The sequence below is a fragment of the Streptococcus sp. KCJ4932 genome (genome assembly GCF_004352745.1).
In the GTDB taxonomy this organism is placed as follows: Bacteria; Bacillota; Bacilli; order Lactobacillales; family Streptococcaceae; genus Streptococcus; species Streptococcus ruminicola.
This window is the reverse complement of the sequence record NZ_SJWW01000001.1, coordinates 167033-185372: the sequence shown is the minus strand read 5'-3', so window position 1 is coordinate 185372 and position 18340 is coordinate 167033. Positions and strand designations below refer to the sequence as shown.

At 37.5% G+C, this 18340-nt stretch carries 17 protein-coding genes; 13 read left to right on the top strand and 4 right to left on the bottom strand.

Annotation, left to right across the window (positions count from 1 at the left end):
- Positions 1–13 precede the first annotated feature (13 nt).
- Complete coding sequence (brnQ, locus tag E0E02_RS00960) at positions 14–1387, bottom strand: branched-chain amino acid transport system II carrier protein (RefSeq protein WP_074868386.1); 1374 nt, start codon at positions 1385–1387, stop codon at positions 14–16.
- A 317-nt stretch (positions 1388–1704) separates the two neighbouring features.
- Here brnQ and sstT point away from each other — a divergent pair, with 317 nt between their 5' ends.
- From sstT to E0E02_RS00940, 4 genes are all read left to right on the top strand, one after another.
- Positions 1705–2925 carry a serine/threonine transporter SstT gene (gene sstT / locus E0E02_RS00955; RefSeq protein WP_133017585.1) on the top strand — a complete coding sequence of 407 codons (1221 nt, stop codon included), beginning with the start codon at positions 1705–1707 and terminating at the stop codon, positions 2923–2925.
- Positions 2926–3107: 182 nt separating this feature from the next.
- On the top strand, positions 3108–3656 hold the full coding sequence (locus E0E02_RS00950) for an ECF-type riboflavin transporter substrate-binding protein (protein WP_006532926.1): 549 nt from the start codon (positions 3108–3110) through the stop codon (positions 3654–3656).
- Positions 3657–3799: 143 nt separating this feature from the next.
- The gene (locus E0E02_RS00945) at positions 3800–5479 is read left to right on the top strand and encodes an ABC transporter ATP-binding protein (RefSeq protein ID WP_133017584.1); all 1680 of its coding nucleotides are present in this window, start codon (positions 3800–3802) and stop codon (positions 5477–5479) included.
- Entirely contained in the window at positions 5472–6302 is an 831-nt protein-coding gene (locus E0E02_RS00940) for an energy-coupling factor transporter transmembrane component T (protein ID WP_074564318.1), read from the top strand. Before E0E02_RS00945 ends, E0E02_RS00940 begins: the two co-directional genes overlap by 8 nt.
- Positions 6303–6344: 42 nt before the next feature.
- Here E0E02_RS00940 and ktrA read toward each other — a convergent pair whose 3' ends face one another.
- The 3 genes from ktrA to rsmG all read right to left on the bottom strand — a co-directional run bounded on the left by ktrA (position 6345) and on the right by rsmG (position 9191).
- A complete protein-coding gene (gene ktrA / locus E0E02_RS00935; protein ID WP_039696375.1) occupies positions 6345–7016 on the bottom strand; it encodes a potassium uptake transporter gating subunit KtrA in 672 nt (223 codons plus the stop codon).
- Between the two features lie 12 nt (positions 7017–7028).
- Positions 7029–8402: a TrkH family potassium uptake protein gene (locus E0E02_RS00930; protein WP_165937124.1), complete on the bottom strand. Its 1374-nt coding sequence runs from the start codon at positions 8400–8402 to the stop codon at positions 7029–7031.
- Between the two features lie 75 nt (positions 8403–8477).
- Positions 8478–9191 carry a 16S rRNA (guanine(527)-N(7))-methyltransferase RsmG gene (rsmG, locus tag E0E02_RS00925; protein ID WP_074564313.1) on the bottom strand — a complete coding sequence of 238 codons (714 nt, stop codon included), beginning with the start codon at positions 9189–9191 and terminating at the stop codon, positions 8478–8480.
- Between the two features lie 289 nt (positions 9192–9480).
- Here rsmG and E0E02_RS00920 point away from each other — a divergent pair, with 289 nt between their 5' ends.
- The 9 genes from E0E02_RS00920 to der all read left to right on the top strand — a co-directional run bounded on the left by E0E02_RS00920 (position 9481) and on the right by der (position 18300).
- Complete coding sequence (locus E0E02_RS00920; protein WP_014335211.1) at positions 9481–10032, top strand: LemA family protein; 552 nt, start codon at positions 9481–9483, stop codon at positions 10030–10032.
- A 112-nt stretch (positions 10033–10144) separates the two neighbouring features.
- Entirely contained in the window at positions 10145–11044 is a 900-nt protein-coding gene (htpX, locus tag E0E02_RS00915; RefSeq protein WP_039696378.1) for a zinc metalloprotease HtpX, read from the top strand.
- A gap of 141 nt (positions 11045–11185) precedes the next feature.
- A complete protein-coding gene (locus E0E02_RS00910) occupies positions 11186–11722 on the top strand; it encodes a YceD family protein (protein WP_074868363.1) in 537 nt (178 codons plus the stop codon).
- A gap of 240 nt (positions 11723–11962) precedes the next feature.
- Positions 11963–12655 (top strand): response regulator transcription factor, encoded by a 693-nt coding sequence (locus E0E02_RS00905; protein ID WP_006532917.1) that lies wholly within the window; start codon positions 11963–11965, stop codon positions 12653–12655.
- A 65-nt stretch (positions 12656–12720) separates the two neighbouring features.
- Complete coding sequence (locus E0E02_RS00900; protein ID WP_240789004.1) at positions 12721–14124, top strand: ATP-binding protein; 1404 nt, start codon at positions 12721–12723, stop codon at positions 14122–14124.
- A 181-nt stretch (positions 14125–14305) separates the two neighbouring features.
- Positions 14306–14800, top strand: a complete 495-nt coding sequence (nrdR, locus tag E0E02_RS00895; RefSeq protein ID WP_074560815.1) for a transcriptional regulator NrdR — start codon at positions 14306–14308, stop codon at positions 14798–14800.
- Entirely contained in the window at positions 14787–15938 is a 1152-nt protein-coding gene (locus E0E02_RS00890) for a DnaD domain protein (RefSeq protein WP_133017582.1), read from the top strand. The genes nrdR and E0E02_RS00890 overlap by 14 nt, the downstream gene beginning before the upstream one ends.
- A gap of 10 nt (positions 15939–15948) precedes the next feature.
- On the top strand, positions 15949–16851 hold the full coding sequence (gene dnaI, locus E0E02_RS00885) for a primosomal protein DnaI (RefSeq protein WP_074560813.1): 903 nt from the start codon (positions 15949–15951) through the stop codon (positions 16849–16851).
- A gap of 138 nt (positions 16852–16989) precedes the next feature.
- Entirely contained in the window at positions 16990–18300 is a 1311-nt protein-coding gene (gene der / locus E0E02_RS00880) for a ribosome biogenesis GTPase Der (RefSeq protein ID WP_039696382.1), read from the top strand.
- Positions 18301–18340 lie beyond the last annotated feature (40 nt).

The following is an 18340-nucleotide window of genomic DNA, read 5'->3' as shown; positions in this document are numbered from 1 at the left end:
GGTTTTGCTATTATTAAGCTTTTTTAGTCTTGTGTAGGATAAATCCAACAATGAATCCAACGATGGCAAAGCTAATCCATTCAAGGGAGAATTGTCCAAGTGGAACGAATCCATTGAAGAAATTAACAAGGCTTGCTGGTAGGCTGAAAAGTCCAGTCATTTTAGCAAGTGTTGAGAGGGCATCGTAAAGAGCAGGAATGGCTGCAAAACCAATTGTAATTTGGTAAACGATGCGATCTTTCTTGAAGAATTTTGATAGCAAGGCTAAGAAGATAATAACGACTGTTAATGGATAGAGCAAGTAAAGTACTGGAAGTGACCATTTGATCAATTCAGAAAGACCACCGAAGTAGAAGAATAGTGCAATCAAAGTGAAGAGAGTTGCCCAAGAAACGTGAGAAACTTTTGGTTGCAATTTGTGGAAGTACTCTGCACAGGCAGTAATCAAACCAGTTGCTGTTGTTAAGCAAGCAAGGAAAATAGCTGCAGCAAGGATGATTTGTCCGATACTTCCAAGATAGAAGTGAGCTGCTTGTCCAAGGATGTTACCACCATCGATTGCTTCACCTTTAAACATAAAGTGTCCGTTAGAAAAATCAAAGAGATTTTGTGATGAAGCTCCGATACGAGCTACAAAGATATAAATAAGAGCAAGTAGTACAGTAGCAATTAATCCTGATTTGAAAGTAAGTGTAGCAACTTCCGCTTTTCCTTTTGCTCCGTGTGATTTGCTAGCGTCGATAACGATAATGGCAAAGGCTAGTGAAGCAAGGGCATCCATTGTTCCATAACCTTGAATGAGTCCCGCAACAAATGGAACATCTTTAAAGGCATTACTGATATCATTGGCAGCGTTGTAAGCTGTTCCGATATCACCAGCTGGTTTTACAAATGAAGCTACGACTAAAATTGCGATGATAATCAAAAGTGCAGGTGTTAGGTATTTCCCGATACGGTCTGCGATTTTATTTGGTTTAATCGCTAAGAAGTAAGAAATACCAAAGAAAACTAAACCGTAGACTACTTTAGCAATCAGATTGTCGCCAAAGATAGGTTCAATACCGATTGAAAATGAAGTAGCACCCGTTCTTGGAATGGCAAAGAATGGCCCGATTGATAAGTAAAGTGCGATTGAAAATAGCAAAGCATAGTGACGAGAAACTGGACGTGCAAAATCTTCAATATCACTCGCACCTGAATAGGCTACTGCGACTACCCCTAAAAGCGGAAGAGTCACACCAGTTAAACAGAAACCAAGAATGGCTAATGCTAGGTTGCTTCCAGAATATATCCCTAAAAAGGCGGGATAAATCAGATTACCTGCCCCAAAGAATAAAGCAAATAACATGAAACCGATGATAATATAGATATTTTTGACAGGTTTCATTAATGTCCTCCTAATAAAAAACGATATAGCATTTTGCTTAGTTAAACTCTCTCATTAAGCAAAATGATGCGCAGCTTATTATATCGAACTCCATTTCTAACGTCAATAGAAGAAAATCGCTGTTTTTTTACTAAAAAGCTGACATTCGTTGTCATATCAAGGAGGAGCCATGTTAGAAATAATCACAAAATTTTCAAAAAATTGAAAAAAACCACGATAAAAGCGCTGTCATGGCATAAAAACTGCCATAATTCGTTTGACGAAGCGCTTGTTTTATATTATGATTAAAACCGTTAATATTTTTTTGAGGAGCTACCATGAAACGATTTATTAATGTTTGGAATAGAACTAGTCTCATCAAACGAATCATCATTGGTGTTATTCTTGGATTTATTTTAGGAATGACTCTTCCTAAGATTTCAGCTATTGGTATCCTAGGTGATTTGTTCGTTGGTGGGCTAAAAGCGGTAGCGCCATTACTTGTCTTTGTTTTGGTTGCTAGTGCATTGTCACAAAATGAAAAGGGACAAAAGACCAATATGTCAACGATTATTGGACTTTATCTTGTTGGGACCTTAGCAGCTGCCCTAGTAGCAGTTGTGGTGAATTACCTTTTCCCAATCACTCTGACCTTGGATACTGCCACGCAACCAAAATTGTCATCTCCGGAAGGAGTTGGGCAAGTTTTCCACAGTCTTCTACTAAAAATGGTTGATAACCCAATTAATGCATTGGGAACAGCTAACTATATCGGTGTATTGACTTGGGCTGTTATCTTTGGTCTTGCTTTTAGAAATTCAAATAAAGAAACGAAAGAGCTTTTACAAACCATCGCTGATGTTACGTCACAAGTGGTTCGTTGGATTATTAATTTAGCACCATTTGGTATTTTAGGCCTTGTCTTTAAGACAATCTCAGATAACGGGGTTAAGATTTTAGCAAACTATGGTTTCTTGATTTTAGCTCTTGTGGGGACAATGCTTTTTGTAGCTTTAGTAATTAATCCGTTTATTGCTTTTCTCTTCATGCGCAAAAATCCATATCCATTGGTTTTCCGTTGCTTGAAAGATTCTGGATTGACAGCTTTCTTCACACGTAGTTCTGCAGCTAACATTCCCGTTAATATGAAACTTTGTGAAGAGTTAGGCTTGAACAAAGATACTTACAAGGTATCTATCCCACTTGGGGCTACTATTAATATGGGTGGTGCTGCCATCACAATTAATGTTTTGACACTTGCTGCGGTTAATACGCTAGGCATTCACGTCGATTTTCCAACAGCTTTCTTGCTAAGTGTCTTGTCTGCAGTATCAGCTTGCGGTGCATCTGGTGTTACTGGAGGCTCACTTCTTCTAGTACCAGTTGCATGTAGCTTGTTTGGTATTTCAAACGATCTTGCTATGCAAGTAGTTGGTGTCGGATTTATTGTTGGGGTTGTTCAAGACTCATGTGAAACAGCCCTAAACTCTTCAACAGATGTTCTCTTTACAGCAGTTGCTGAAAAATCTGTTTGGGGTAAAAAGAAAAAAGTTAATTAATACTAGATAGCTGGGCGAAAGCTCGGCTATTTTTTATATAAAGCCCTTTTATGACTAGTTCAAATAAATAAGCGTCTTTAAAATGTCCTTTATTTGTGGTAAAATAAAACGGCGTTAAAATAAGGTTTCTAAAGCATTATACTTAGAAAAATAGATAAGTTTATTATAAAGGAGAATAAGTCATGAAAAATAATTCAATCAAGACTGTTGTGGCTACAGGGATTGGTGCTGCACTGTTTATTATCATCGGAACATTGGTTAATATTCCAACACCAATTCCAAATACAAATCTTCAATTGCAATACGCAGTGGTTGCTCTATTTGCCGTTGTTTATGGTCCAACTGTTGGATTCTTTTCTGGCTTTATCGGACATGCTTTGAAAGATGCTCTTCAATATGGTTCACCATGGTGGACATGGGTCCTTGTGAGTGGTTTGATTGGTCTAGCTATCGGACTTGTGGCTAAAAAAATCAAGATTGAAAAAGGTCAATTAACTGAAAAAGATTTGGTATGGTTTAACAGTGCACAAATCCTAGCTAATGTTATTGGTTGGGGCATCATTGCACCGTATGGTGACATTTTGATTTATAGTGAACCAGCAAGTAAAGTCTTTACTCAAGGTATTCTATCAGCTGCTATTAATAGCTTGACAATTGCTATTGGTGGGTCATTGCTTTTAGCTGTCTACTCAAAAACACGTACACAATCAGGTAGTCTAACAAAAGATTAATTCTTTTGAAAAGCAGGGCTAGGAGTTCTGTTTTTGGCTATCACATAGCATTCTAGTATTATCCAGGCTCGCATGAGAGCCGTTTTTAACGGGGTAGGATGACAAGGTTATCCTACTCTTAATCATTTTTTAGGAGAAGATTCATGGAGCCCCTTATTCAGTTTAAGGATTTCACTTTTAAATATGATGCTCAAGCAGAGCCTACCTTAAAATCCCTTAATCTATCTATTGAGAAAGGGCAGAAGGTATTGATTGTTGGACCGTCGGGATCAGGAAAATCAACCATTGGACAGTGTTTAAATGGGATTATTCCAAACATTAATCATGGTGAAAAAAGAGGTCAATTGACCATTGCAGGCAAGGATGCTTTTGATTTGTCGATTTATGATAAATCGCATCTTGTGTCTACGGTGTTACAAGACCCAGATGGCCAGTTTATTGGCCTAACAGTGGCAGAGGATTTAGCATTTGCGCTTGAAAATGACTGTCTTCCGTTGGATCAAATGACTGACAAGATCAATTATTGGGCTAATAAGCTCGATTTGACGGCATTCCTAGATAGCCGTCCACAGGATTTATCGGGTGGTCAGAAGCAGCGCGTGAGCTTAGCAGGTGTTTTGATTGACGAGAGTCCGATTTTACTTTTTGATGAGCCGCTGGCAAATCTAGACCCTAAATCTGGGCAAGAAACGATTGAACTGATTGATCGTATTCACCAAGAAGGGCAAACAACAACGATTATTATTGAACACCGTCTTGAGGATGTGCTTTATCGTCAGGTGGATAAAGTTATTTTGATTAATGATGGTCAGATATTATTTGATGGGCATCCAGATGATTTGTTAAAGAGTAACTTACTGGTTGAAAATGGGATTCGTGAGCCTCTTTATGTGACAGCTTTGAAAGATTTAAATGTCGATGTGACCAAAGCAGAGCATTTGTCAGATTTAAGTCAGTTAGATTTATCGGATATTACCGTGGCTGGTTTAAGTCAATCAGCAAATACAGTGCCAAAAGACCCTATTTTAGAAGTGAAGCAGCTAAAGTTTAGTTATCAGGAAAATCAACCGATTTTAAAAGATATTAGCTTTGCTATTCATAAAGGTGAACGTATTGCCATCGTTGGGAAAAATGGTGCAGGAAAATCAACCTTAGCCAAAGCTCTTTGCCAATTCATCAAACCAACAGCAGGTGATATTTGCTACCAAGGACAATCAATCATGGAAGATTCTATCAAAGAACGCGCTGAGAAAATCGGCTACGTCCTTCAAAATCCAAATCAGATGATTAGTCAAACTATGATTTTTGATGAGGTTGCATTAGGTCTTCGCTTGCGTGGGGTGAATGAGCAAGAAGTTGAAAAACGTGTTCTTGAGACCTTAAAAGTTTGTGGTCTGTATGAATTTAGAAAATGGCCGATTTCAGCTTTATCATTTGGACAGAAGAAACGTGTGACCATTGCTTCTGTTTTGGTTATGAATCCAGAGATTATTTTATTGGATGAGCCAACAGCTGGGCAAGATAAACGCCATTACACTGAAATCATGACCTTCCTCAATCAGCTAAACAAAGCTGGACACACTATTATCATGATTACGCATGATATGCAGCTGATGTTAGAGTATTCAGACCGTAGTATTGTGGTGAGCGATGGGAATATCATTGCAGATTGTTCCCCAGTTGCCCTTTTTAGTCAAGCCGAAGTATTGGAAAAAGCTAATCTGAAAAAAACAAGTCTTTTTGACTTGGCTGAAAAAATCGGTATTAACCCGATTGATTTGACGCATTATTATATTAAACAGCAAGGAGGATGCAATGGCTAATCATTTTATTGGTTATCAAAGTGGTCAAGGCTTCCTATACCACTTATCTGGAGCTAGTAAATTAATCTTCTTCATCTTGGTATCAGTAGCTTGCATGACAACTTATGACACACGCTTGATTGCACTTGTTGCTGTGACTTCGCTTTTGTTATTTAAATTGGCAAATATCCGCTGGAAACAAGTATCATTTGTGATTAAGTTCATTGGCTTCTTTGCGCTTTTGAATGTGATAATGGTCTATTTATTTGAACCAAGTTATGGTGAGAGTATATACGGTGCTAAAACGGTCTTATGGCAAGGTTACGGTCGTTTCTATCTAACTAGTCAGGAATTATTTTATCTCTTTAATTTGGCCTTAAAATACTTCTGTACAGTGCCTTTAGCAGTTCTATTTTTGATGACAACGCACCCCAGTCAATTTGCTTCAAGCCTTAATCAAATTGGTGTTCCTTATAAGGTGGCTTATGCCGTTAGTTTAACACTACGCTACATTCCAGATGTTCAGGAAGAATTTTACATGATTCGAATGTCTCAAGAAGCGCGAGGACTTGAATTATCTTCAAAAGAGAAATTGATGAAACGTATTAAAGGAAATTTACAAATTGTGATTCCTTTGATTTTCAGTTCTCTTGAACGTATTGACACGGTCTCAACAGCGATGGAGTTGCGCCGTTTCGGGAAAAATAAAAAGCGTACTTGGTACACTTATACAAATTTCACTTCAGCAGATATTATGACAATTGTTTTAGCTGTTTTGATTGTGGCAGTGACATTGTTACTTTTTAAATGGAATCATGGTAGATTTTACAATCCATGGCAATAAAATAGAAAAGCGTAATGCTCTTTAGAGCATTACGCTTTTTGTTTATTTTAAATAACCAAGGTAATCGAATTTTTCAAAGGTATCATCACTGGCGATTGCAATGACTTCTGTATCAGCTTCAAATGCTTTGTTGGGATCGATGTGAGTATCGATAGCTGATGATGTTGTTTGACGAGTGCCGATGATATTGATTTCGTATTTGTTTCGAACATCTAGTTGAATTAGATTTTTACCAACCCAAGAATCTGGAACAGAAAATTCTACCATGGCTAATTTTTCTTCCAAGTGAACGATGTTTTCGATGTGATGGCGAAGCATATTGGCTGCAACACGTTTACCTGAGTCGCGTTCTGGCATGATGACTTTGCTAGCCCCGATACCGTAAAGAACTTCTTCATACGTTTTGGTTTTAGCTTTAGCGATGATATTTTTCACACCAAGTTTCTTACAGTGCATTACCGCTAGAACTGATGATTCGAGGTTATTACCAGTAGCGACCACGACAGTGTCACATTGATTAATCCCAAGAGCCTTCAAAAAGTCAATGTCAGTAATGTCTCCTACGGCAGCTTTTTTGACCACCTCAGAAACATTTTGAACAAGGTTTGGGTTGGCGTCAATAGCGATAACGTCTTGTTCAAATTTACTAAGTTCTTTGGCAACGTTTCGTCCGAAAATTCCAAGGCCAAGAACACCAAATATTTTTTTTCTCATAAATTTCCCTCTCTAACCGACGGTAATATTTGTCTGTGCGTATTGAATATCTTTTTCTTTCTTTTGAAGTAGGCTAAGAAGAACGGTAAGCGGACCGACACGTCCGATAAACATCATAGCCATGATAATGAGTCTTCCACCAGTTGATAATTGCGGTGTTAAATCCATGGAAACCCCGACCGTAGCAATGGCAGATACAGCTTCAAATAGCAGGGCTAAGGGGTCGTGATGTGGTTCTAGTTGAAGAAGAAGCACATAGCCAACAATTAAGACTGAGAAGAAGAAAATCAGAACTGTCAACGTTTGTTTGATGACACGATTTGGAATAATGCGGTGGCGGAAAGTTACTTCTGTTTGACCAGCTAATTCTGATTTAAAGAGTAAGAAAGTAATGGCTACCGTTGTCACTTTCACCCCACCAGCAGTACCGCCTGGAGCACCACCGATAATCATCTGAATCATGTAGAGGATGTTAGTGGCGGGATGAGTGTCCAGATAAGAAATGGTTGCAAAGCCAGCGGTCCTCATTGTGACCGTTTGAAATAAGCTAACCATAAATTGCTGGAATGGATTGTATTGTCCAATGGTTTTAGGGTTATTAGCCTCGATAAGCCAAGTTAACACAGTTCCTAGAAGTAAGAGAACAGCTGTAGTGGCAAGCACCAAGCGTGTTTGATTGCTTAGTTGGCGTGTAAAAGTTTTGAAGCGATATGGTCTATCCGCAAAGAAGTGCTTGATAGCTCGTTTGATATCAACCCAAACAGCAAAACCAATCCCCCCAGAAATAATCAAAGCCATAAAGAGCAGATTAAGCAGTGGATTGAGGACAAATGGTTTTAAACTATTTCCACCAAGGTTATCAAAACCAGCATTACAAAAAGCAGAAACTGCAAGGAAGATAGCATTGAAAATTCCGTGTCCCAGTCCGAATCTCGGAATAAAATCGATGAGAAATAGCGCTGCAATCAAGCTTTCAATAATAAAGGTAATCTTATAAACGTTGAACAAATAACGTTTAAGGTGACCACTATTGTCATAACTAAGGGCGGATTGTAAGATATGTTGTTCAGATAAGTTCATCCTTTTTCTAAGGATATAGGTACTAACGGCAAGCAAGGTTACCAATCCAAGACCACCAATTTGCATCAAAATGACAGCAATGACTTGTCCAAGACCGTTGTAAACATCAGCCACAGGAAAGACCGATAAACCAGTCACACAAACCATCGAAACCACTGTAAATAAGTGGTCAAGATATCCTGTTGCTGGGGCGTTTTGGTAGTGGGTAATAGGAAGTGATAACAAGATGCTTCCTATCAAGATGACAATCAAAAAACTAAAGGTTAACCGTTGAGTGCCAGATAGCCGTTTTAAAAATCTAGTCAATTGAAATATCCCTTTCCATAAAGATAGCAATTAAGTGGCTATTATAGCAAGCCACTTAGTTTTTGTATCGTCCCATTAAAGAGGTTTTTTATTTGGCATACCTGCTTTGCGTGGGTATTTGTTTGGTGTTTCTTTTTTCTTTTCAAGAATAGTGATTTGACGACTATCACCATTTGGTAATTCATAGTGATAGTTTTCAATAAGTTTTGAAAAGAGGACGGACATAGCATTTTTAGCATCAGCTAATTCTTCTTCGGCAGCAGATGCTTTAAGAGCAATCAACTGACCACCGACTTTCAAGAAAGGAATAGTTAATTCTGTTAGAACTTGAAGACGGGCAACAGCGCGTGCTGTTACGATGTCATAGCTAGCGCGAAAAGCCTTATCTTGTCCATAATCTTCAGCGCGTCCATGGTAGAAGTGAACACCGTCTAAACCAAGTTCATCAGCCAAAAGATTAAGGAAATTGATGCGTTTGTTTAGTGAATCGATGATTGTCACATCAATAGCTGGGCACAAGATTTTGATAGGAATACTTGGAAAACCAGCTCCAGCTCCAATATCCAAGAGGCGAACATCTTGATTAGTGATTTTGCCTTGCAAAACAGGTGCGATAGAATCGTAAAAGTGTTTAAGATAAACGCCTTCTTTGTCAGTGATGGCTGTCAAATTGATTTTTTGATTCCATTCAACCAAAAGCTCGAAGTAGCGTTCAAATTGTTTCTTTTGAGTATCAGTCAAGTCAAATCCTTGCTGACGAAGTTTGTCATAAAATTCTTCAGGTGTCATATTGTTTGTTTAAAGAAAGTGATTTAAACTCCTTTTCTTTAAGTGTCCTTTCCATTTCAATCTATATCACCTTATTTTACCATAAAAAGTTTTGGAGTGATATCTATGACCTGTTTTGGATACGGTCAATTTTAACAGACTTTAGCTAATTTCTTTTAGATTGTGATGAAAATTGATATAATGGTTTTGAAAAGATTTAAATCGTTTTCGTGGGAAGCTTTTTACCTAGAGCCTTGGGGTTAGAAAGCTTAATTCAGTTAGAATGGGTGTCATACCCGAGGAGGAATTTATGATTTTTATTATTATTGCTATCATTGCCGTTCTAGTACTCTGGGGAGTTACTGCTTATAATGGACTTGTGAAAAGCCGCATGCAAACCAAAGAATCTTGGAGTCAAATCGATGTTCAATTGAAACGTCGTAATGACCTGATTCCAAACTTAATTGAAACAGTTAAAGGTTATGCTGCTTACGAAGAAAAAACATTTGCTAAAATTACAGAATTGCGTAGCCAAGTAGCACAAGCACAAAGCCCTGCAGAAGCAATGCATGCTTCAAACGCTCTTACAAAACAATTGTCAGGCTTGATTGCTGTTGCTGAAAATTATCCTGAACTTAAAGCAAATAATAGCTTTATTAAATTGCAAGACGAATTGACAAATACTGAAAATAAAATTTCTTATTCACGTCAATTGTTCAACACAACTACAGCAAACTACAACGTGAAGTTGGAAACATTCCCAACTAATATTATTGCAGGTCTTTTCGGATTTAAACCAAGTCAATTCTTGGAAACACCTGAAGATGAAAAAGAAACACCAAAAGTATCATTTGATTTTTAATCAATTCAAAAAATAACTTTTAAGACAAGTTATCTTAAACGAAAGGAATATAAAGAGTCTCTTTAGGTGGTTCAATGAGCTTAGAGAGACTCTTTCATTATAAGAGAAAATTATGTTATATGATCAAATTGCCAGCAATAAGCGCAAGACAGTTGTTTTGCTCTTTGTCTTCTTCTTGATTTTGGCAGCTATCGGTGCAGCAGTTGGATACCTTTGGTTAGATAGTTTAAGTTTTGGTGTTGTCATTGCTCTGATTATCGGTGGTATTTATGCAGTGAGCATGATTCTTCAATCCACTAATGTCGTCATGGCAATGAATAATGCGCGTGAAGTGACTGAAGAAGAGGCACCACAACTTTATCATATCGTTGAAGATATGGCTATGGTTGCACAAATTCCAATGCCACGTGTCTTTATTGTTGAGGATGAGTCGCTTAATGCTTTTGCCACAGGGTCAAGCCCTGAAAATGCTGCCGTGGCAGCAACAACAGGTTTGTTAGCTTTGATGAATCGTGAAGAACTTGAAGGAGTTATCGGACACGAAGTTAGCCACATTCGAAATTATGATATTCGTATATCGACAATTGCTGTTGCTCTTGCTAGTGCTGTAACAATGATTGCAAGTTTTGGAAGTCGTATGATGTGGTTTGGTGGAAGTAATCGCCGCCGCTCTAATGATCGTGACGAAGGAGCTATGGGGATTATTGTGCTCATCTTGTCTTTGATTTCGCTTTTCTTGGCACCACTTGCTGCTACCTTAGTTCAGCTTGCCATCTCACGTCAACGTGAATTTCTTGCCGATGCTAGTTCTGTGGAATTAACACGAAATCCAGAAGGCATGATTAAGGCTCTTCAAAAACTTGAAGACTCATCACCAATGCATCATCCAGTAGACCAAGCTAGTGCTGCTTTGTATATTAATGACCCACTTAAAAAAGGTGAACGATTTAGTTCACTCTTTAACACCCATCCATCTATTGCCGATCGAATCGATCGTCTTCGTCATATGTAAATGGTAAAAGCTCACAAGTTATTGTGGGCTTTTATCCATTATTCATAAGAATTCTAATATAATGAATTTGACATCAATATCATAAAGACAAGAGCTAAAAAAGCTGGTATAATGGTAAGGAAATTTAAAAGAGGTAGAATAATGATGATAGCTATTTCAGAAATAAAGAAAAATGCTGAGGGAATTGCTTTTAATGAATCTTTGAATATTAAAGAAAAATTAATGCAACGCTCAAGCGAAGTTTTAGACGTCAAAGCAGTTTCTGTAAACGGAATTGTTTCATACGATGATGGATTGTACCTATTGAATTATCGATTGGATTATACAATTACTTTACCATCAAGTCGTTCAATGCAACCTGTTGATGTTCACCAAGTTGAAGACGTTTCAGAGGTCTTTGTTGAGTCAGCTGACCTTCACGCCAAAGAAGACTTGGTCAAAGAAAATCTTGCTTTAGTATTAGAAGAGGATGTTATTGATTTGGAAGAAAGTGCCATTGATAATATTCTTTTAACAATTCCTATGCAAGTCTTGAGTGATGAAGAACGTCAATCAGATGACATGCCATCAGGACAAAATTGGTCTGTCATGACAGAAGAACAATACGAAGCATTACAAGATGAAAAGAAAAAAGAAAACAACCCATTTTCTGCTTTAAATGGCTTGTTTGAGGATTAATATAATTTTCATTAAAAAGATAAAATTTTCTTGAATTATCGTTTATACTTTGATATACTTTTAGGGCAATATAGTATACTTGGCTGAGTAGGTCATTTTTGAGAATTGTATTAAAAAGGGATAGAGTGATGGATGGATTCTTTCTCATAAATTGAGCGAAAATTAAAACGGTAACGATAGCTGTGTACTAGGCAATTATTAGATTTTATAATCTTTACATTAAATAAAAGGTTGGTGACAATGAGTAAAAAGATTTTAATTATTGAGGATGAAAAAAATCTTGCACGCTTTGTGTCTTTAGAATTACAACATGAGGGGTATTCAGTAGTTGTTGAGACAAATGGACGTTTAGGGCTTCAAACTGCATTGGATGATGATTTTGATTTGATCCTATTAGATTTGATGTTACCTGATATGGACGGATTCGAAATTACACGTCGTCTTCGTTTGGAAAAAGACACATCAATTATCATGATGACTGCTCGTGATTCTATTATGGATATTGTTGCTGGTCTTGACCGTGGAGCAGATGATTATATTGTAAAACCATTTGCTATTGAAGAATTACTCGCTCGTGTTCGTGCAGTATTCCGTCGTCAAGATGCTAATTCTAAACAAGACAAAGAAGGTCAAGCAAAAGAAGGTCTCTTAGGTCTTCGTTTGAACCCACAAAATCGTTCTGCAGTTCGTGGTGATGATGAAATTTCATTAACAAAACGTGAATATGATTTGTTAAGTGTTCTTCTTTCAAACGTTAACCGAGTGATGACACGTGAAGAATTACTTGCAAGTGTTTGGCGTTATGATACTGATATCGAAACAAACGTAGTGGATGTTTACATCCGTTATCTTCGTGGAAAAATTGATATTCCTGGTAAAGAATCATATATCCAAACTGTTCGTGGAATGGGTTATATTATTCGAGAAAAATAATGATAAAGTGCTTTAAAAAGTCATTATCTAAAAAAATTTCAGTAAAAACTTTTCTGTGGGTTTTGTTGATTTTATCAGCTTTTAACTTAGTTATTTATTTTGGTGTGACACGAATTTTTCTTTCAAAAGATCGTTATAACACCGAGCAATCCACAGAAGTTGTTCGTGAATTTTTATCTAAAGAAACTTCTCTTTCGCAAGAGAAGTTATTAGATTTGTTGAATCAATATGGTGCTTCAGGCTCGCTTGTCGAAAATGACGATAAGAAGTATATTCTTGATAGGCAAGGCGGCATTGACGAATTGATTTTTGATAATCAAGAAGTTTCTGTCTTTAATAAAGATAAACAATTAGTTTTGACAACCGATAAAGTACTATCGACAATGAAAATTGGAAAAGTTGGTGAAACGGTGATGTACCGTTCGCCAGCTTTTACTGGTTTTTACCAGAGTGAAAAAATTTATTCCAAAGATAGTCGAAAAGTTATTGGTTACGTAACCGTCTACCAAAGTATTGCTTCGTATTTTATGGCGCGTCATACTTTTGTAGTGATTGCTTTGCTATGTGAACTTGTCGAAGCTTGTGTGATTTTTTATTTAGTTCTTGCGGTATCGCATAGGACGTTGAGGCCACTTCGTGACTTTCAAACATTTGTTGATAAACTCGCTGAAAGTCCAAGTGAATTAGCTTTACGTTCGGATATTCAATCTGGTGATGAAATTGAAGATTTGTCACAAACTTTTGATAGTGTTTTAGAGCAAATTGAGAGATTTGCTAAGCGGCAAACACGCTTTGTTAGTGATGTTAGCCATGAATTGCGCACACCGATTGCTGTCATCAAGGGGCATTTAGGCTTGTTGCAGCGCTGGGGAAAAGATGACCCAGAAGTTTTATGCGAGAGTCTTGATGCCGCTTATCATGAGGCGGATCGCATGTCAATTATGGTAAATGACATGCTAGATATGATTCGTGTTCAAGGAAGTTTTGATCTTCATAAGGGAGAGGTTACAGATTTAAAACAATCCATTGACGTTGTTTTAGGAAATTTCCGCATTCTGTATCCTGATTTCCGTTTTTCACTCGTTTCAACGGTTGAAGATTGTATTTATGCAGAGATTTACAAGCATCATTTTGAACAAGCTATTTTAATCTTGATTGATAATGGCGTAAAATATTCTTCAGGTAGTAGAAATATTCATGTGACTTTGGATGTTTTAGGAGAGAATGCGATTGTAAAAGTTCGAGATGAGGGTGAAGGAATCTCGCAGGAAGATTTGAATCACATCTTTGAGCGTTTCTATCGCACAGATAAGTCACGTAATCGTGTTTCGACACAAGGTGGGCTTGGAATTGGCTTAGCCATTCTTAAGCAAATCGTAGATGCTTATAACCTCAAAGTTAGCGTTAGCAGTGTGGTTGACGAGGGAACTGAGTTTACTTTAGTTATCCCTAGGGTTATGGCAAAATAACATTAAAAGACAGACTGAGCTCTCTTCTCGGTCTGTTCGTTTTTCTAATGAAGTATGTCATGATATTTTGTTAGAAAAGGGAAAGCGACAACTGAACCGGCTTGGACTGGTATTACTTTCATAATGAGTGAATTTATGTTAAAATTAAGTATTAGAATAATTGGTAGAATGGGGTGTTTGTATGCGTTGTCCAAAATGTAATTATAATAAATCGAGTGTCATCGATAGCCGTCAAGCAGAAGATGGTAATACGATTCGACGACGCCGAGAATGTGAAAATTGTCATGCGCGTTTTACAACCTTTGAACGCGTTGAAGAACTACCCTTGTTAGTCATTAAAAAAGATGGAACGCGTGAACAATTTTCTCGTGAAAAAATCCTAAATGGAATTTTTCAAAGCGCACAAAAACGTCCAGTATCAAGCGATGATATTGAACAGGTGGTGTCTCGTATTGAACAAAAAATTCGTAGCGAATACGAAAGTGAAGTTCCGAGTACTGTGATTGGTAATCTGGTCATGGATGAGCTGGCAGAACTTGATGAAATTACTTATGTTCGTTTTGCCTCAGTTTATAAATCATTTAAAGATGTTGATGAGATTGAGGAACTTTTGCAGCAAATTACGAATCGTGTGCGTAGCAAGAAGAAAAGAAGTAAGCTAAATGAGACCGATTGATGAATTTTCTTATGTCAAAAACAATAAGGTTTTGTTGGATTCTGATAGTCTAAGTCAGCTATATCATCCTGTTATCGGGAACCATGCGGTGCTTTTGTATGAGTATCTGCTTGCTTTCTTTGATGATGGTATCAAACGTCATAAGTTTAGTGAGATTTTGAATCACTTACAGTTGAGCATGCAAGAAGTCGAGGAAGCTCTGGCTATCTTAACCGCAGTAGACTTACTGGTTTTATACCAAACACGAGATGCTTATGTTTTGAAATTACAACCTGCCTTAAATCGCGAAACGTTCTTAGCCAATGCAATTTACCGTCGTTTATTAGAACAAAGGATTGGTGATGTTGCGGTGGCTGAGTTGGATGTGGTTCTGCCTGATGGTGCGCGTGATGTTTCTAAGAAGTTCTCTGATATTTTTTCAGTAGATGAAAATCCAAAAGTGCCTAAGACAGTATCAAAAAACCATTTCGATTTGGACAGTTTTGAGCGTTTAATGTTACGTGATGGTTTGCAATTCAAAGATGAAAAAACTGATGTAGTTAAGATTTATAGTCTAGCTGATAAATACAGCATGAATTGGTTTGACATTTATCAATTGGCAAAAAGTACGGCTATTAATGGCAAAATTTCGCCACAACGAATGACGGTACAGCTTGAGCAGAAAAAAACAGCTAATAACCAAATCAAAGAGCAATTTGATGCTAAAGAACAAGTGATTATCCGAGAAGCTAAGCAAGCATCTGCCAAGGAATTTCTTGAAAAAATCAAAGCGCCACGTCGTGCTGTGGTTACTGAAAGTGAGCGCAAAGTTTTAGAAGAACTGGCTAATATGGATTTCCTAGATGAAGTCATTAATGTGATGGTTCTTTACACTTTGAATAAAACGCAGTCAGCCAATATCAACAAACCTTATATCATGAAGGTGGCAAATGATTTTGCTTACCAAAAAATTACGACAGCAGAAGCGGCTGTTCTTAAGATGCGTAGTTTCACGCAACGAAATAAAGAACGCAAAGCTAAAGCAAAAGTGACTAAAACTAATGTTCCAGAATGGACAGCAAAAGAATACAAACATGTTGCGACAGCTGAAGAAAAGGCAAAACTTGAAGAGCTTAGACGTAGCATGTTAGAAGATTAAGGAGTGAGTGATGGAAAAAATCGGACAAACCTTGGCTAAACAGCTTCGCCAAAGTCGAACTGATCTTAATGAATTGACTCAAGCTATTTTAGCGGATAAGGAAATTGCTGATTTTATCACGTCAAATGGCTTGACTCAAGAGCAGATTAATCGTAGCCTCCCTAAGTTTAACCAATTTATGGTTGAACGCGAGAAGTTTCAAAATCAAGATGCTTCATATGTGGCAAAAGGTTATAAGCCAGCTCTTAGCATGAATGAAGGATATGCTGATGTCATTTATTTAGAGACTCGCGAGTTGGTAGAAGCTAAAAAACGTCAAGATATTAAAAACCGTGTGACCTTGATTGGTTTGCCAACAAGTCTGAAGCATATTTCAACTGATGATATTGACCTTGGGGATCCTAATCGTATTGAGATTTATAATTATTTGAATGATTATATTAAAAATCTTGAAGATAAACCACAAAAGGGACTTTATGTTTTTGGAACCTTTGGTGTCGGTAAATCTTACTTGATGGCTTATTTGGCAAATCGCCTGTCAGCTAAGTATGGTAAGTCAACAACTCTCTTGCATTTTCCAACTTTCTGTGTTGACATTAAGAATGCCATTAATACTGGTACTGTGAAAGAGCAGATTGACCAAATTAAGCAATCTGAGATTTTGGTACTGGATGATATTGGTGCTGAACAACAAAGTTCTTGGATTCGTGATGATGTGCTCCAAGTGATTCTTCAGTATCGTATGCAAGAAAATCTGCTAACGTTCTTCACTTCTAACCTTGATTTTAAAGGACTTGAAGAACACTTCTCAATCTCACGTTCTGGTGATGAAACTTGGCAAGCCAAGCGTGTTATGGAACGTATCCGTTATTTAGCTCGAGAAATTCATCTCCAAGGTGAAAATCGACGTTAATTGTATAAATCATTAAAAGTGATAAATAGATAAAAGAATGTGAAAGGAATTTCGGCGAAGACATCCAAGATGTTTTCGTGTGGCAAGTAGTCACTTAAAGTAGCGCTGAGCTGTTTTAACGAACAGGTATTAAGAATTATGGCTTTACCTACAGTTGCTATTGTCGGACGTCCAAACGTCGGCAAATCGACTTTGTTTAACCGTATCGCAGGTGAGCGTATTTCAATTGTTGAAGATGTCGAGGGGGTTACTCGTGACCGTATCTATACAACAGGTGAATGGCTTAACCGCAAGTTTTCATTGATTGATACTGGTGGTATCGATGATGTTGATGCACCATTTATGGAACAAATCAAACACCAAGCTGATATTGCGATGACAGAAGCAGATGTTATCGTCTTTGTGGTATCAGGAAAAGAAGGTGTTACAGATGCTGATGAGTACGTTTCAAAAATCTTGTACCGTACCAATAAACCAGTTATCTTAGTTGTTAATAAAGTGGACAACCCAGAAATGCGTAATGATATCTACGACTTCTACTCACTTGGTCTTGGTGATCCATACCCAGTTTCATCTGTTCACGGGATTGGTACAGGGGATGTTTTGGATGCAATCGTTGAAAACCTTCCAGTGGAAGAAGAAGACGAAAATCCAGACATTATCAAGTTCAGTTTGATTGGTCGTCCAAACGTTGGTAAATCAAGCTTGATTAATGCAATTCTTGGTGAAGAACGTGTTATCGCAAGTCCAATTGCTGGTACAACACGTGATGCTATTGATACAAACTTTACTGACAGCGAAGGTCAAGAATACACAATGATTGATACCGCTGGTATGCGTAAATCTGGTAAAGTTTATGAAAATACTGAAAAATACTCAGTGATGCGTTCAATGCGTGCTATTGACCGTTCAGATATTGTTCTTATGGTTATTAACGCTGAAGAAGGTATTCGTGAGTATGATAAACGTATCGCTGGTTTTGCACATGAAGCTGGTAAAGGGATTATCATCGTTGTTAACAAATGGGATACCATCGAAAAAAATAACCACACTGTAGCAAAATGGGAAGAAGATATTCGTGATCAATTCCAATTCTTGTCATATGCTCCAATCATCTTCGTATCAGCAGCAACAAAACAACGTTTGAACAAATTGCCTGAAATGATTAAGAAAATCAGCGAAAGCCAAAACAAACGTATTCCATCAGCTGTTCTTAACGACGTTATCATGGATGCGATTGCTATTAACCCAACACCAACAGATAAAGGTAAACGTTTGAAAATCTTCTACGGCACACAAGTTTCCGTTAAACCACCAACGTTTGTTATCTTTGTTAACGAAGAAGAGCTTATGCACTTCTCATACATGCGTTTCTTAGAAAATCAAATCCGTGCAGCTTTCGGTTTCGAAGGCACACCAATCAACTTGATTGCCCGCAAACGTAAATAAGATTAAAAAGCACTCTAAAGGGTGCTTTTTTTGATATACC